Genomic DNA, 13,907 nt, shown 5'->3' on the forward strand with positions numbered 1-13,907 from the left:
ACGCTATCTGGTGAGGAGTTGAATCTGTTCGTATTTTCGAAGCTCGTCTGGATCTTTGGCCGTACCTTGCCGGCCGCACCTCGGCACTCTTTCCGAACTGAAACCTATTTCTTGGAGATGGTGACGAATTTCGTGCCGCGCACGCGGGTGGTGACGACACAGGGGTCACCGCCGGTGCGGTCGCAGAAGCGCGGGCTCATTTTCATGGCGAGTACCATATTGCCGAAGCGCTGCACGAAGTCGTAGCCGAAGATCTGTGCGGTCGCGATCATGAAGTAGCCGCCTTCGGCCACCTGCAGATAGAAATTATAGGTGCAGCCGTCTTCATTGCACTGCGGACCCTTCTGGCCGTCGCAGGTAAGTTCGCCCTCGTTGACGACCGCGTCCATCAGCCCGTCATTGTTGATATCCTGGCGGATGAGGAAGCCGTCACCGAAGGATGCTTCCGTGCATTGTTCCTGGAAATGCTTCTTCTCGTAGATCTCTGGATCGGAGATCAGCGATTGCTGGGCGAAGGCCGCAACCGGCATGACCAGTAGCAAAACGACGTTCAGGAGTACGAGCAGCAGCTTCACGGCTTTCCTCTTTTGGATAAAGGCTCTCTGGCCTTCCATTCTCTATGCGCCGCCTTGCGCCGCCCTTGCCGCGATGATTCAGTGTGCCTCGTTCGCCGGTTTGGAGGCTTCGATGTCATTGCTCGTCTATCTCGATTACGCCGGCATTGCCCTCTTTGCCGCAACCGGCGCGCTGGCCGCCTCGCGCAAGCAGCTCGACCTGATAGGCTTCCTGTTTTTCGCGATCGTAACGGGGACGGGCGGCGGCACGGTGCGCGATATCATTCTCGGCCGCGTGCCGGTCTTCTGGGTGTTGAACCCGTTCTATATCGTCATCTGCTGCATTGCCGGTGTCGTCGTCTTCTTTACCGCCCATCTCCTGGAATCGCGCTATCGCCTGCTGATCTGGCTCGATGCGGTCGGCCTTGCCGCCTATTGTGTGCTCGGCGCCGCCAAAGGGCTGGCCGCCACCGGCTCGCCGACGATCGCCATTGTCACCGGCGCCCTGACGGCGACTTTCGGCGGCATCCTGCGCGATCTCCTGGCAAACGAACCATCCGTGCTGCTGCGCCCGGAAATCTACGTGACGGCGGCTCTGGTGGGATCCGGTGTCTTTACCAGCGTCAATGCGCTAGGCGCTGAGATATATATCGCGTCGGCCTGCGGTGTCTTGGCGGCCTTTGCAGTGCGTGGCGGAGCCCTGTGGTTCGGCTGGACATTCCCGACCTACAAGCACCGACCCGGCCGGCATCCCGATGATGTAATGTGATATCAGATCTGCTTCTGCCGCAGGCGGATCACCACGTCGACATGAGCAATTTCCATGCCTTCGGGCGGCGGCGGCAGATTGTCGATGGTCAGATTGCTGATCGGAATATCGAGCACCTCGTTTTCGCCTTCGACGAAAAAGTGATGGTGGTCGGAGACATTGGTGTCGAAATAGGTCTTGGCGCTCTCGACGGCGAGGACACGGATCATGCCGGCTTCGGTGAACTGGTGCAGCGTATTGTAAACCGTCGCCAGCGAAACCGGTACGCCGGCAGCAACAGCCTCCTCGTGCAGTTCCTCGACGGTCAAATGCCGGTCTCCCTTGGCGAACAGGAGATCGCCAAGCGCAACGCGCTGGCGGGTGGGACGCAGGCCTGCGCTGCGCAGCCTTACCTCAATGGCGATCGGGGCTTCACCCGTCATTGACACCAACTCCGGTTATTCTGGCGAAAAGCAATCATGTTTGTTCAAAGCGATATAACTTTTGCGCAAAAGCCTTTCAATAGTTCAATGGGGACAAGAGCCTTCGAAAGGCCGCAAAAACAGGCTTTTCACGCAATTAGGTCTGGTCGCGGCCTTGGCCTTCCTGTATGCGACCACCAAATACTGGCTCAGGCCCGGTCCGGAACCAAGAAATGAAGCCGCCATGCTTGCGCTTCATTTTCTGGTGAACTTGGACTAAAGACACACATCCATCGCCAAGAACGCGGGGGGAAACAGAGATTTATGACGACCAGACAGTCCAGCTACTCGTACGAAGAACTTATCGCCTGCGCACATGGTGAGTTGTTCGGGCCTGGCAATGCGCAGCTGCCTTTGCCGCCCATGCTGATGGTTCATCGGATCACGGATATCTCTGAAACGGGCGGCGCCTTCGACAAGGGCTATCTGCGGGCCGAATACGATGTTCGCCCTGACGACTGGTATTTCCCCTGCCATTTCGAAGGCAATCCGATCATGCCGGGCTGCCTCGGCCTTGACGGCATGTGGCAGTTGACCGGCTTCTACCTGGGTTGGCTCGGTGAACAGGGCCGCGGCATGGCGCTCTCGACCGGCGAAGTAAAGTTCAAGGGCATGGTCCGCCCGCACACGAAGCTGATTGAATACGGTATCGACTTCAAGCGCGTCATGCGTGGCCGTCTGGTGCTCGGCACTGCCGATGGCTGGCTGAAGGCGGATGGCGAAACCATTTATCAGGCGACCGATCTTCGCGTCGGTCTCTCGAAAGACAAGACGGCCTGAAAACCACATTTCGAGCGGCTCACGAAAACAACAAGGGTTTGATCAGATGAGACGGGTAGTTGTCACGGGTCTGGGTGTCGTGTCTTCGATCGGAAACGACGCGGCCGAAGTCACCGAATCCTTGCGGCAGGCAAAGTCGGGTATTTCCTTCTCCAGCGATTTCGCCGAACACGGCTTCAAGTGCCAGGTTTGGGGCAGTCCCAAGCTCGGCGCCGACAAGCTCGCCGAACTGGTCGATCGCCGTGCCATGCGCTTCCTGTCTCAGGGCGGCGCCTGGAACCACGTCGCCATGAAGCAGGCGATCGCCGATTCCGGTCTGGAAGACAAGGAATACAGCGAAAACGAGCGCGTCGGCATCATCATGGGCTCCGGCGGTCCGTCTACGCGCACGCTCATCGAGGCGGCCGAGATCACCGTCAAGAACAACAGCCCGAAGCGCATCGGTCCCTTCGCCGTACCGAAGGCCATGTCATCCACCGCTTCCGCAACGCTTGCCACCTGGTTCAAGATCCATGGTGTCAACTATTCGATCTCGTCTGCCTGCTCGACCTCCGCGCACTGCATTGGCAATGCCGTGGAAACGATCCAGTGGGGCAAGCAGGACATGATGTTTGCAGGCGGCCACGAAGACCTCGACTGGACGATGTCGAACCTCTTCGACGCGATGGGCGCCATGTCTTCCAAGTACAACGATACGCCGGACACGGCCTCGCGCGCCTATGACGTCAGCCGTGACGGCTTCGTTATCGCGGGCGGTGCGGGCGTCCTCGTCCTCGAGGAGCTGGAACACGCCAAGGCACGTGGCGCCAAGATTTATGCCGAGATCATCGGCTACGGTGCGACCTCGGACGGCTATGACATGGTCGCTCCTTCGGGCGAAGGTGCTATCCGCTGCATGCGTCAGGCGCTGGCGACCGTGAAGGGCGACGTCGATTATATCAATACGCACGGCACCTCGACGCCGGTCGGCGACAGCAAGGAAATCGGCGCCATCCGCGAGGTCTTTGGCGACAAGATTCCGCATATCCAGTCCACCAAGTCGCTGACGGGCCACTCGCTCGGTGCTGCCGGTGTGCAGGAATCGATCTATTCGCTGCTGATGATGCAGGAAGGTTTCATCGGCGAAAGCGCGCACATCACTGAACTCGACCCGGAATTTGAAGGCGTGCCGATCGTCCGCAAGCGCATCGACAATGCCAAAATTGATATTGCTCTCTCCAACTCTTTCGGCTTCGGCGGCACCAACGCCACGCTCGTATTCCAGCGCTACAACGGATAATAACAATGACCGGAATCATGCAGGGTAAGCGCGGCCTCATCATGGGCGTCGCAAACAACCATTCGATCGCCTGGGGGATTTCAAAGGCGCTCGCTGCACAGGGCGCAGAACTCGCTTTTACCTTCCAGGGCGATGCCCTTGGAAAGCGCGTCAAGCCGCTTGCAGCCGAACTCGGTTCTGATTTTCTGCTGCCCTGCGATGTTGAAGATATCGCTTCGGTCGATACGGTCATCGACACGATCAAGGAGCGCTGGGGCAAGCTCGATTTCATCGTCCACGCCATCGGCTTTTCCGACAAGAACGAGCTGAAGGGTCTCTACGCCGATACCACGCGCGAAAATTTCAGCCGCACCATGGTCATTTCCTGTTTCTCCTTCACGGAGATCGCCAAGCGCTGTGCACCGCTGATGGAAGATGGGGGCACGATGCTGACGCTGACCTATAACGGCTCCACGCGCGTCATCCCGAACTACAATGTCATGGGCGTCGCCAAGGCCGCTCTGGAAGCCTCCGTGCGCTATCTGGCGGCCGATTACGGTCCGCGCGGCATCCGCGTCAATGCCATTTCCGCAGGCCCGATCCGAACGCTCGCCGGCGCCGGCATTTCGGATGCGCGCGCCATCCTGTCGTGGAACCAGCGCAATGCCCCGCTGCGCAAGACCGTCACCATCGATCAGGTCGGCAGCTCCGCGCTGTATCTGCTTTCGGATCTCTCGACGGGCGTGACCGGCGAAATTCACTTCGTCGATGCCGGTTACAACATCACCTCCATGCCGACGCTGGAGACGCTGCGCAAGGCAGACGTCGAGTAAGGCTTGGATAGGCTTCAAATGAAGAAGGCGGCCACGTGGCCGCCTTTTTCATTTCCGTGCCCACAAGACCTTGAAGCGGGCGTTACGGCAGGTCTCGCCGCTATCCTTGAAATGGTCCGCAAGCACCGGTTCATAGGGCAAGCCGCGATTGGCGACCAGCATCAGGCGCCCGCCGCCGCGCAGCGAAGAGGCCGCCGTCTTGATCATTGCCTGGCCAAGCGAAGGCTCAGCCGCGTGACCCTCATGGAAGGGCGGGTTCATGATGACGAGATCGTATTTGTCCCGCACCTGCTCGCCCGCCAGATCGTGCCAGAAGAAGCGCACAGGCGCGTCCGGGCAGTTCTCCGCCAGATTGGCCTTGGCGGCCTCCAGGGCCTCGTAGTTGGCTTCGTAGAGGTCGAGGCGGGCAAGGTTCGGAGATTTCTGTGCCAGCTCGACGGAAAGATAGCCCCAGCCGGCGCCGAAATCGGCCGCATCGCCGGTAAAATCGGTCGGCAGGCGCGAGGCGAGAAGCTGTGAACCGGCATCGAGCCGATCATGCGAGAACATGCCGGGCGAGGCGATGAAGCGGCCTTCGACGCGTACCGGCGATTTTCCGAACTTCGAGACGATCTCGCTGACATCGGCCGGCCGCCCGAACCAGAAGGCGACGCCATGATATTTCGGCATGTGTTCGGTATCGAGGCCGAAGCTCTCCACACGCTTGCGCAGCGGCTGGATGCCATCTTCCTTGCCGCCGGCGACAAGGATCAGGCCGCCGGCCTTCACGCGGGAAAGAGCAGTGGCGATATTCGCCTCGTTCTCGCCCTTGTGTTTGGTGCAGAGCACCAGCGCCGCATCATAATCCTCACCTTCGATCTCCGGCTTGGCCTCGATGCGCTGCGCCAGAAGCTGCCTGTAGAGCGGCTTGAAGCCCTGTACGGCATCCAGGGATGCGGCAAAGCCCTCGGGCAGCGCAAAGCCTGCCTCTGCGCCAAGGAAAAGCACGCGCTCGCCTTCGCCGGGCGATGCTACCGTTTCGCTGACAAAGGGATGGAAGAGGGTTTTAAGCGTTTCGCGGCTCATGGTCTGGTCCCGTCATCTGGAGCAATTCCAGGAAAAATGCGCAGCGGTTCTCCGTCCGCAATTGCGCAAAGGTCGAATACAAAAAGGGCGCGGAAATAGTCCCGCGCCCGGATATCAGAGGAGGAGACGCGGCTTATTCGGCCGCTTCTTCCTTCTTCTTGTCGCCCTTTTCGGCAGCCGGGATTTCCTGGCCGGTGGCCTGGTCGACAACCTTCATGGACAGGCGAACCTTGCCGCGCTCGTCGAAGCCGAGCAGCTTGACCCAGACCTTGTCGCCTTCCTTGACGACATCCTGGGTCTTGGCGACGCGCTCGGAAGCAAGCTGCGAGATGTGCACGAGACCGTCGCGAGCGCCGAAGAAGTTGACGAAGGCGCCGAAGTCAGCGGTCTTGACAACAGTGCCTTCGTAGATCTGGCCGATTTCCGGCTCGGCGACGATCGAGTGGATCCACTTGCGGGCCGCTTCGATTTCCTTGCCCGAGGAGGAGGCGATCTTGACGGTGCCGTCGTCCTCGATGTTGATCTTCGCGCCGGTCTTTTCGACGATTTCGCGGATGACCTTGCCGCCGGAGCCGATGACTTCGCGGATCTTGTCGACCGGAATGTTCATGACTTCGATGCGCGGAGCGAACTCGCCGAGCTGGCCACGGCTTTCGGTGATGGCCTTCGCCATTTCGCCGAGAATGTGGGCGCGACCACCCTGGGCCTGGCCAAGGGCGACCTTCATGATCTCTTCGGTGATACCGGCGATCTTGATGTCCATCTGCAGCGAGGTGATGCCATCGGCAGTACCTGCAACCTTGAAGTCCATGTCGCCGAGGTGATCTTCGTCACCGAGAATGTCGGAGAGGACGGCGAAGCGATCGCCTTCCAGGATCAGACCCATGGCGATACCGGCGACCGGCTTGGCGAGCGGTACACCTGCATCCATCAGCGCCAGCGAGGTGCCGCAGACAGTAGCCATCGAGGACGAGCCGTTCGACTCGGTAATCTCGGAGACGACGCGCAGCGTGTAGGGGAACTGTTCGGCCGACGGCAGCATCGGACGGATGGCGCGCCATGCGAGCTTGCCATGGCCGATTTCACGGCGACCCGGGGAACCCATACGGCCGGTTTCGCCAACCGAGTAGGGAGGGAAGTTGTAATGGAGCAGGAAGCGCTCTTTGTACATGCCCGTCAGGGAATCGACATACTGCTCGTCTTCGCCGGTGCCGAGGGTGGCAACCACGATCGCCTGCGTTTCACCGCGCGTGAAGAGCGCCGAACCATGCGTGCGCGGCAGAAGACCGACTTCCGAAACAATCGGACGAACGGTTTCGAGGTCGCGACCGTCGATGCGGCTCTTGGTGTCGAGAATGTTCCAGCGGACGATCTTGGCCTGCAGGTGCTTGAAGATCGCGCCGACTTCTTCGGCCGTGTAGCGGGCTTCGCCTTCTTCGGGGAGGAAGTGCGCCTTCACCTTGGCCTTCACGGCGTCGACGGCTGCGTAGCGGTCGGCCTTCTGGGTGATCTTGTAGGCTTCGCGAAGTTCACCTTCGGCAAGGCCGAGCATTTCGGATTCGAGAGCGGAGTAGTCTTCCGGCTGGAAGTCACGCGGCTCCTTGGCGGCAACTTCCGCGAGCTTGATGATTGCGTCGAGAACCGGCTGGAAGCCCTTGTGGCCGAACATGACGGCGCCGAGCATGACGTCTTCCGGAAGTTCCTTGGCTTCGGATTCGACCATCAGGACGGCATCGTAGGTACCGGCAACGACGAGGTCGAGGCTCGATTCATCCATCTCGTCGAGATGCGGGTTGAGAACGTATTCGCCATTGATGTAGCCGACGCGTGCGCCGCCGACCGGACCCATGAAGGGAACGCCTGACAGCGTCAGAGCAGCGGAGGTCGCGACCATGGACAGGATGTCCGGGTTGTTCTCGAGGTCGTGCTGGATGACGGTGACGACGACCTGCGTGTCGTTCTTGTAGCCCTCCGGGAAGAGCGGGCGGATCGGACGGTCGATGAGGCGGGAAACGAGGGTTTCGTTTTCGCTCGGGCGTCCTTCGCGCTTGAAGTAGCCGCCGGGGATCTTGCCGGCCGCATAGGTCTTTTCCTGATAATTGACCGTCAACGGGAAGAAGTCCTGGCCGGGCTTCGGAGCCTTGGCGGAAACGACGGTGGCGAGAACAACGGTTTCGCCATAAGTGGCGAGTACGGCACCGTCAGCCTGACGGGCGATCTTGCCGGTCTCGAGCTTGAGCGGGCGGCCTGCCCACTCGATTTCTACTTTATGTGTATCGAACATGTCTTGTCCTTCAATGCGGCCAGTGCGCCTTCTCCATCAGGAGCAGCGCAGGGTCGTCCGCAATCAGTGTGACGTATCACGGGCAAGACAACGGGAAGCTTCGGGCGGACGATTTCCTTTGGGAAACCGGGCCAAAGCTCTTGCGAAACTCTGGCCGAAAGCATCCGGCAATCCTGCCCCATGACAGGTCAACGGTTGGTCTGGCAGAACCGGCCCATCCGGGTCTGCCGTATTTCCATCACGCAGATAGCGCGCGCCTGGAAAATGTCACCGGGAGACGCACTCCCGAAAAAGCATCCGGCGGGCAAAGAGCTTCGCCCGCCGGAAAATCATTAGCGGCGGATACCCAGGCCGGTAATCAGCTTGGTGTAGCGGCCTTCGTCCTTCTTCTTGAGGTAGTCAAGAAGCGAGCGGCGGCTGGAAACGAGCGTCAGCAGACCACGGCGGGAATGGTTATCCTTCTTGTGGTCCTTGAAGTGTTCGGTCAGGTTGTTGATGCGCTCGGTGAGGATCGCAACCTGTACTTCCGGAGAACCGGTATCGCCTTCGGCGGTCGCATATTCCTTGATCAGCGCAGCCTTGCGCTCAGCAGTGATCGACATCGGACAATCCTTTCGTTGAGAGGAGTTTAAGTCGCCAAAAGCCGGGATGTCGTCCAGCCTTGGCCGCGAATGCAATTGGGATAGCCCAATGCTGGCGCTGCCTATAAACCAAATAAGCAGCGATGGAAAGAGGGGTCTCCCGCAGCGGTTTCAGCGGCCCGCCATGGCATCCCGGATCATTGCATCGTATCCCTCGGGATCCTGCAGCATGGCGAAATGGCTGGCGTCCTTCAGGATGATGAGCTTTGCGCCCGGAATTTCCTTCGCCATCAATTCCGTGTGGTCGAGCTTTACGGCCTCGTCATGATCGCCGATCGCGAGCGTGACCGGCACTGTGATCTTTCCAAGGTCGGCTGTCGTCCAGGCGGGCTGTGTCGCCCACATCTGCGAGATCTGGGTGACGAAAGCGTCGTATTCGTTCGGCGTCGGCGACAGCTTCCTGTAATATTCGCCGGCGACATTGATGTAGTCGTTGAAGGTCTTGTTGCTCATGACGTCGGACTTCACGCCGTCGGTGGTCACGTTTGCCGCCTGGGCGATGACGCGCGTCAGCTTTTCAGGATGTTTCATCGCCATGTCGATGCCGATGATGCCGCCGTCCGACCAGCCGACCAGCGTCACCTTGCCGATTTTCAGATAGTCGAGAAGTGCTGCATAATCCGATGTCATCAGGTCATAGCCGAAGGGCTGCTGACTGCGCGTGGAACGCCCGTGCCCGCGGCTGTCGGCAACGATGACGAGGTGATCTCTAGCGAAATCGGCGACCTGATGGCCCCAAACATCGGCATTTCCAAGCCCGCCATGGATGAAGAGGATCGGGTCGCCCTCGCCATATTCGGCGTAATACATTTTGATGTCGTTGACATCGGCCATGCCGCTCGCTTTCGGCGCCGGCATGGGAGGAAAGGCCGGAAGTTCGGCCCAGCGCTCGGCAGATTGAGCGATCGTAACCGTGAGGAACAGCGAAAAGAACGTCAGTATTCCCAATGCAATTCTGCGCATATTCTTCCCCTTTGACGGGCCGTCGTGGCCCGTCGGGAAACATATCGCATCTCTGCCTTCTGACAATTGCCGCTGTTTTTCGGTGGTCAGCCGAAAACGCGCTTCGGCCGGAATTCGCCCTGTCCGATCTCGCCGATCGCGATCAGCCTGCCGCGTGCCGTCGCATAGGCTTCGCTTTCGGCAACCGGTGCATCGCGGCCACGCACCAGGATCGGATTGCCCATCTTTAGACGGTGCGCCTGGTCGTCGCTGATAACAAGGTGCGGCAGGGCCGATAGCGCTTCGCAGGTGTCGATCAGCAGGGCGTCGAGCGCGGCAAGGCGCTCATCCATGTCCTCGATCTCTTCAAGCGCGGTGAGTTTTGCAAGCGGCACCATCGTCTCTTCGGCGAAAGGTGCTACGAAGGTACGGCGCAGGCCGGAAATATGACCGTAGCAGCCGAGTTCGCGGCCGAAATCGCGGGCAAGCGCCCGCACATAGGTACCCTTGCCGCATTCCACCTCGAAATGCGCCGTATCGGCATCCGGGCAGGCAAGAAGCGTCAGACGATGAACCTCGACTTCGCGCGAAGGTATCTCGACCGCCTCGCCGTCGCGCGCCAGATCGTAGGCGCGTTCCCCTGCGATCTTGATGGCGGAAAACTGCGGCGGAACCTGGCTGATCGTGCCGATATAGGCAGGCAGGATATCGCGGATCTGCTGCTCGCTCGGGCGCTTGTCGGAGCTCTGCGTAACCTCGCCCTCGAGGTCGTCGGTCGCCCGCTCCTCGCCCCAACTGACAGTGAATTCGTAGATCTTGCGGCCGTCCATCACGTAGGGAACGGTCTTTGTAGCATCGCCGAGCGCGATCGGCAGCATGCCCGAAGCAAGCGGGTCGAGCGTGCCGGCATGGCCGCATTTCTGCGCCTTGAAGAGCCACTTGATCTTGGAAACGGCTTCCGTCGAGCCGAAATCCATCGGCTTGTCGAGGATCAGCCAGCCGGAAATCGGGCGGCCCTTGGGTTTGCGTGGTTTGGACATCGGCGTCTTCTGTTATTCGTCGTCATTGTCGAGATCGCGGCTCACCTCGGGCGAGCGCAGCAGGTCATCGATCTTCTTGTAGTTGTCGAAGCTGGTATCGTCGCGGAAGCGAACTTCCGGCATGTATTTCATCTGCCGGAGCTGCGGGCCGAGCCGGCCACGGATGAACTTCGCGTTGCGGTTCAGCGCGTCGATGACGATCGTGTGGTCGGAAACGCCGAGCGGCGTCACATAGGCTGTCGCGATCTTGAGGTCGGGCGACATGCGCACTTCGGAGATCGAAATTACGGTCGCTTCGATGATGTCGTTGCGGACTTCGCCACGCTGCAGCACCTGAGTGATCGCTGCGCGAACCTGCTCGCCGACGCGCAGCATGCGCTGCGATGGTGCCGAGGTTGTGGGTCTTGTTGCCATTGTTCTTTATCCCAAAAGGATCGGGCGCCGGACTGGATCATCCGGCGCCCGCCCAAGATTTCAATCGTGGCCCGATCAGAGCGTGCGCGTGATGTGCTCGACGCGGAAGCACTCGATGACGTCGCCGACACGCATATCTTCGTAGTTCTCGAAGGCCATGCCGCACTCCTGACCCATCGGCACTTCGGCGACTTCGTCCTTGAAGCGCTTGAGTGTCTTGAGCTTGCCTTCGTGCACGACGACGTTGTCGCGGATGAGGCGGACGCCCGCGCCACGCTCGACCTTGCCTTCGACGACGCGGCAACCTGCGACCTTGCCGACCTTGGTAATGTTGAACACTTCCAGGATCTCGGCATTGCCGATGAAGGTCTCGCGGCGCTCCGGCGAAAGAAGACCCGACATCGCTGCCTTCACGTCATCCACGAGGTCGTAGATGATGTTGTAGTAGCGGATCTCGATACCCTCGCGCTCGGCGAACTGGCGTGCCTGCGTATTTGCACGAACGTTGAAGCCGATGATGGCAGCGTTCGATGCTTCTGCAAGCGAGATGTCGGACTCGGTGATGCCGCCTGCGCCCGAATGAACGATGCGGGCACGAACCTCGTCGGTGCCGAGCTTTTCCAGCGCGCCGGCAATGGCTTCGATTGAGCCCTGCACGTCGCCCTTGATCACCAGCGGGAACTCCTTGACGCCCGTGGCCTGGAGCTGCGTCATCATCTGTTCCAGCGAACCGCGCTGTCCCGACAGGCGGGCAGCCGCCTTGTCGCGGGCAAGACGCTGACGATATTCCGAGATTTCGCGGGCGCGGCTTTCGTTCTCGACGACGGCAAACTTGTCGCCTGCCTGTGGCGTGCCGGAAAGACCGAGAACTTCGACCGGGGTCGCCGGACCGGCTTCCTTCACATGGTCGCCCTTGTCGGTCACCAGGGCGCGTACGCGGCCCCAGACGTCGCCGGCAACGATGATCTGGCCCGGACGCAGCGTGCCCTTCTGGACAAGCACCGTCGCAACCGCACCGCGACCGCGGTCGAGCTGGGCTTCGATAACCGTGCCTTCAGCCGTCCGGTTCGGATTGGCCTTGAGGTCGAGAATTTCGGCCTGCAGCAGGATTGCCTCGAGCAGCTTGTCGAGGTTCTTGCCGGTCTTGGCCGAAACTTCGACGTCGAGCACTTCACCACCCATGGATTCCACGAAGACTTCGTGCTGCAGAAGTTGGTTACGAACCTTCTGCGGATCGGCCTCGTGCTTGTCGACCTTGTTGATCGCCACGATGATCGGAACACCGGCCGCCTTGGCGTGGTTGATCGATTCGATCGTCTGCGGCATCACGCTGTCGTCAGCCGCGACCACCAGGATCGCGATGTCGGTGGCCTGCGCCCCGCGGGCACGCATCGCCGTAAAGGCGGCGTGGCCGGGAGTGTCGATGAACGTGATCTTCTGGCCGTTCTGCTCCACCTGATAGGCGCCGATATGCTGCGTGATGCCACCGGCTTCGCCGGCGACCACGTTGGCATGGCGGATAGCGTCGAGCAGCGAGGTCTTGCCGTGGTCGACGTGGCCCATGATGGTGACGACAGGCGGACGCGAAACCAGTTCGTCCTGTTCGTCGGACACGTTGAAGATGCCGAGTTCGACGTCGGATTCGGATACACGCCTGACCGTATGGCCGAATTCACCGGCGATGAGTTCAGCGAGGTCGGCGTCGATGACGTCGCCCGGCTTCATCATCTGGCCTTCCTTCATCAGGTACTTGATGACGTCAACGGCACGTTCCGACATGCGCTGCGACAGTTCCTGGATGGTGATGGTTTCGGGCAGAACGACTTCGCGGGAGATCTTCTCGCGCGTTTCCTGCATCTGGCTGCGGCGGAATTTTTCCTGCCGGCGGCGCATGGCCGAAAGCGAACGCCCGCGTGCGTTGCCGTCGTCGTCGACGTCTGCAGTCGTCACGGTCAGCTTGCCGCGGCGGCGGTCTTCCTCACTCTTCGGGCGGGTTGTCACGGGCTTTGCGGGCTCCGGACGAACCGGGCGGCCGCGGACCGGACCGCCGCGCGAAGCACCGCGTTCCTCGTCTTCGCCGTCACTCCGGCGACCACGAACGCCTGCCGGTGCACCTGGCGCAGGCCGGGCGGTTGAGGGCGACGGAGCGGTTTCCGGACGGCGAGCGGCCGGTGCGGATGCGGGTTGCTGCGGACGCGGAGTTTCAACTCGCGCTTCCGCTGCAGGAGCGGCAGGTACCGGTGCTTCGGCCACGGCTGTTGCTGCGGCCTCGGCCTGGCGTGCTGCCTCTTCGGCAGCGCGCAGCTTGGCCTCTTCCGCTTCGGCAGCCTGACGTGCTGCCTCTTCGACGGCACGGCGCTCTTCTTCCTCGGCGCGACGGATGGCGTCCTGTGCGTCACGGACCTGCGCTTCGGCAAGCGCGCGGCGGCGGGCGTCCATTTCCTCAGGCGAAAGATGGTTCAGCACCACGGGGCGCGGACGATCCTGCTGGCGCGGCGTCTGGTAGGCTTGCTGCGGACGCTGGTTGGTCTGCTGCGGGCGCTGGTTGTTCTGGCCGCCGGGTTGTTGAATACGCGGGGCCGGAGCCGGCTGCGGCGGGCGAGCCTGCAAGGGCGCCGGCGCCGGTTCGGGCGCGCGCACCGGAGCTGCGGGAGCAGGCGTCATCGGCTTTTCGTCTTCAGGGCGCATCGGGCGCCGTTTGCGGGTCTCGACGACGACCGCCTTGGTGCGACCGCGACCCATATCCTGGCGAACGGTACCCTGGCTCATCCCTGATGGTTTCAAGGTGAGGGTTTTCTTCCCCGTTACGCTGAGTGTCTTGTCGTCGTTGCTGTCGGTCATTCGTTCCCGTTCCTTCGGACAGGGA

The 13,907-nt window shown here is 60.9% G+C and carries 13 protein-coding genes; 4 read left to right on the forward strand and 9 right to left on the reverse strand.

Annotated elements, in window-relative coordinates:
• Window positions 1-104 precede the first annotated feature (104 nt).
• A complete protein-coding gene (locus FHT87_RS08695; RefSeq protein ID WP_183727431.1) occupies window positions 105-614 on the reverse strand; it encodes a hypothetical protein in 510 nt (169 codons plus the stop codon).
• A 73-nt stretch (window positions 615-687) separates the two neighbouring features.
• Between FHT87_RS08695 and FHT87_RS08700 the strand changes: the two genes are divergently transcribed.
• Window positions 688-1,323 carry a trimeric intracellular cation channel family protein gene (locus FHT87_RS08700; RefSeq protein WP_183727433.1) on the forward strand — a complete coding sequence of 212 codons (636 nt, stop codon included), beginning with the start codon at window positions 688-690 and terminating at the stop codon, window positions 1,321-1,323.
• A 2-nt stretch (window positions 1,324-1,325) separates the two neighbouring features.
• Here FHT87_RS08700 and irrA read toward each other — a convergent pair whose 3' ends face one another.
• Window positions 1,326-1,745: an iron response transcriptional regulator IrrA gene (irrA, locus tag FHT87_RS08705; RefSeq protein WP_183727435.1), complete on the reverse strand. Its 420-nt coding sequence runs from the start codon at window positions 1,743-1,745 to the stop codon at window positions 1,326-1,328.
• Between the two features lie 303 nt (window positions 1,746-2,048).
• Here irrA and fabA point away from each other — a divergent pair, with 303 nt between their 5' ends.
• From fabA to fabI, 3 genes are read left to right on the forward strand one after another with little or no spacing between them, the layout of a single operon-like run.
• Window positions 2,049-2,564 (forward strand): 3-hydroxyacyl-[acyl-carrier-protein] dehydratase FabA, encoded by a 516-nt coding sequence (fabA, locus tag FHT87_RS08710; protein WP_007814145.1) that lies wholly within the window; start codon window positions 2,049-2,051, stop codon window positions 2,562-2,564.
• 46 nt (window positions 2,565-2,610) lie between these two features.
• A complete protein-coding gene (fabB, locus tag FHT87_RS08715) occupies window positions 2,611-3,843 on the forward strand; it encodes a beta-ketoacyl-ACP synthase I (protein ID WP_183801153.1) in 1,233 nt (410 codons plus the stop codon).
• Window positions 3,844-3,848: 5 nt separating this feature from the next.
• On the forward strand, window positions 3,849-4,655 hold the full coding sequence (gene fabI / locus FHT87_RS08720) for an enoyl-ACP reductase FabI (RefSeq protein WP_183727439.1): 807 nt from the start codon (window positions 3,849-3,851) through the stop codon (window positions 4,653-4,655).
• A gap of 48 nt (window positions 4,656-4,703) precedes the next feature.
• Here the strand turns inward: fabI and FHT87_RS08725 are convergent, their stop codons facing one another.
• From FHT87_RS08725 to infB, 7 genes are all read right to left on the reverse strand, one after another.
• Window positions 4,704-5,720 (reverse strand): class I SAM-dependent methyltransferase, encoded by a 1,017-nt coding sequence (locus FHT87_RS08725; RefSeq protein ID WP_183801156.1) that lies wholly within the window; start codon window positions 5,718-5,720, stop codon window positions 4,704-4,706.
• Window positions 5,721-5,853: 133 nt separating this feature from the next.
• Entirely contained in the window at window positions 5,854-8,004 is a 2,151-nt protein-coding gene (pnp, locus tag FHT87_RS08730; protein WP_183727443.1) for a polyribonucleotide nucleotidyltransferase, read from the reverse strand.
• 332 nt (window positions 8,005-8,336) lie between these two features.
• Window positions 8,337-8,606: a 30S ribosomal protein S15 gene (gene rpsO, locus FHT87_RS08735; protein ID WP_113428004.1), complete on the reverse strand. Its 270-nt coding sequence runs from the start codon at window positions 8,604-8,606 to the stop codon at window positions 8,337-8,339.
• Between the two features lie 150 nt (window positions 8,607-8,756).
• Window positions 8,757-9,608, reverse strand: a complete 852-nt coding sequence (locus tag FHT87_RS08740) for an alpha/beta hydrolase (RefSeq protein WP_183801158.1) — start codon at window positions 9,606-9,608, stop codon at window positions 8,757-8,759.
• A gap of 86 nt (window positions 9,609-9,694) precedes the next feature.
• Entirely contained in the window at window positions 9,695-10,627 is a 933-nt protein-coding gene (gene truB, locus FHT87_RS08745) for a tRNA pseudouridine(55) synthase TruB (protein ID WP_183801160.1), read from the reverse strand.
• A gap of 12 nt (window positions 10,628-10,639) precedes the next feature.
• Window positions 10,640-11,041 (reverse strand): 30S ribosome-binding factor RbfA, encoded by a 402-nt coding sequence (gene rbfA / locus FHT87_RS08750; RefSeq protein ID WP_183727450.1) that lies wholly within the window; start codon window positions 11,039-11,041, stop codon window positions 10,640-10,642.
• A gap of 75 nt (window positions 11,042-11,116) precedes the next feature.
• Complete coding sequence (gene infB / locus FHT87_RS08755; RefSeq protein ID WP_183727452.1) at window positions 11,117-13,882, reverse strand: translation initiation factor IF-2; 2,766 nt, start codon at window positions 13,880-13,882, stop codon at window positions 11,117-11,119.
• Window positions 13,883-13,907: the final 25 nt, after the last annotated feature.

The organism is Rhizobium sp. BK316 (genome assembly GCF_014193695.1).
Taxonomy (GTDB): Bacteria; Pseudomonadota; Alphaproteobacteria; order Rhizobiales; family Rhizobiaceae; genus Rhizobium.

Coding starts and splice junctions, on each gene's coding strand:
- FHT87_RS08695 (WP_183727431.1), bottom strand. CDS start 614: ATGGAAGGCCAGAGAGCCTTTATCCAAAAGAGGAAAGCCGTGAAGCTG.
- FHT87_RS08700 (WP_183727433.1), top strand. CDS start 688: ATGTCATTGCTCGTCTATCTCGATTACGCCGGCATTGCCCTCTTTGCC.
- irrA (WP_183727435.1), bottom strand. CDS start 1,745: ATGACGGGTGAAGCCCCGATCGCCATTGAGGTAAGGCTGCGCAGCGCA.
- fabA (WP_007814145.1), top strand. CDS start 2,049: ATGACGACCAGACAGTCCAGCTACTCGTACGAAGAACTTATCGCCTGC.
- fabB (WP_183801153.1), top strand. CDS start 2,611: ATGAGACGGGTAGTTGTCACGGGTCTGGGTGTCGTGTCTTCGATCGGA.
- fabI (WP_183727439.1), top strand. CDS start 3,849: ATGACCGGAATCATGCAGGGTAAGCGCGGCCTCATCATGGGCGTCGCA.
- FHT87_RS08725 (WP_183801156.1), bottom strand. CDS start 5,720: ATGAGCCGCGAAACGCTTAAAACCCTCTTCCATCCCTTTGTCAGCGAA.
- pnp (WP_183727443.1), bottom strand. CDS start 8,004: ATGTTCGATACACATAAAGTAGAAATCGAGTGGGCAGGCCGCCCGCTC.
- rpsO (WP_113428004.1), bottom strand. CDS start 8,606: ATGTCGATCACTGCTGAGCGCAAGGCTGCGCTGATCAAGGAATATGCG.
- FHT87_RS08740 (WP_183801158.1), bottom strand. CDS start 9,608: ATGCGCAGAATTGCATTGGGAATACTGACGTTCTTTTCGCTGTTCCTC.
- truB (WP_183801160.1), bottom strand. CDS start 10,627: ATGTCCAAACCACGCAAACCCAAGGGCCGCCCGATTTCCGGCTGGCTG.
- rbfA (WP_183727450.1), bottom strand. CDS start 11,041: ATGGCAACAAGACCCACAACCTCGGCACCATCGCAGCGCATGCTGCGC.
- infB (WP_183727452.1), bottom strand. CDS start 13,882: ATGACCGACAGCAACGACGACAAGACACTCAGCGTAACGGGGAAGAAA.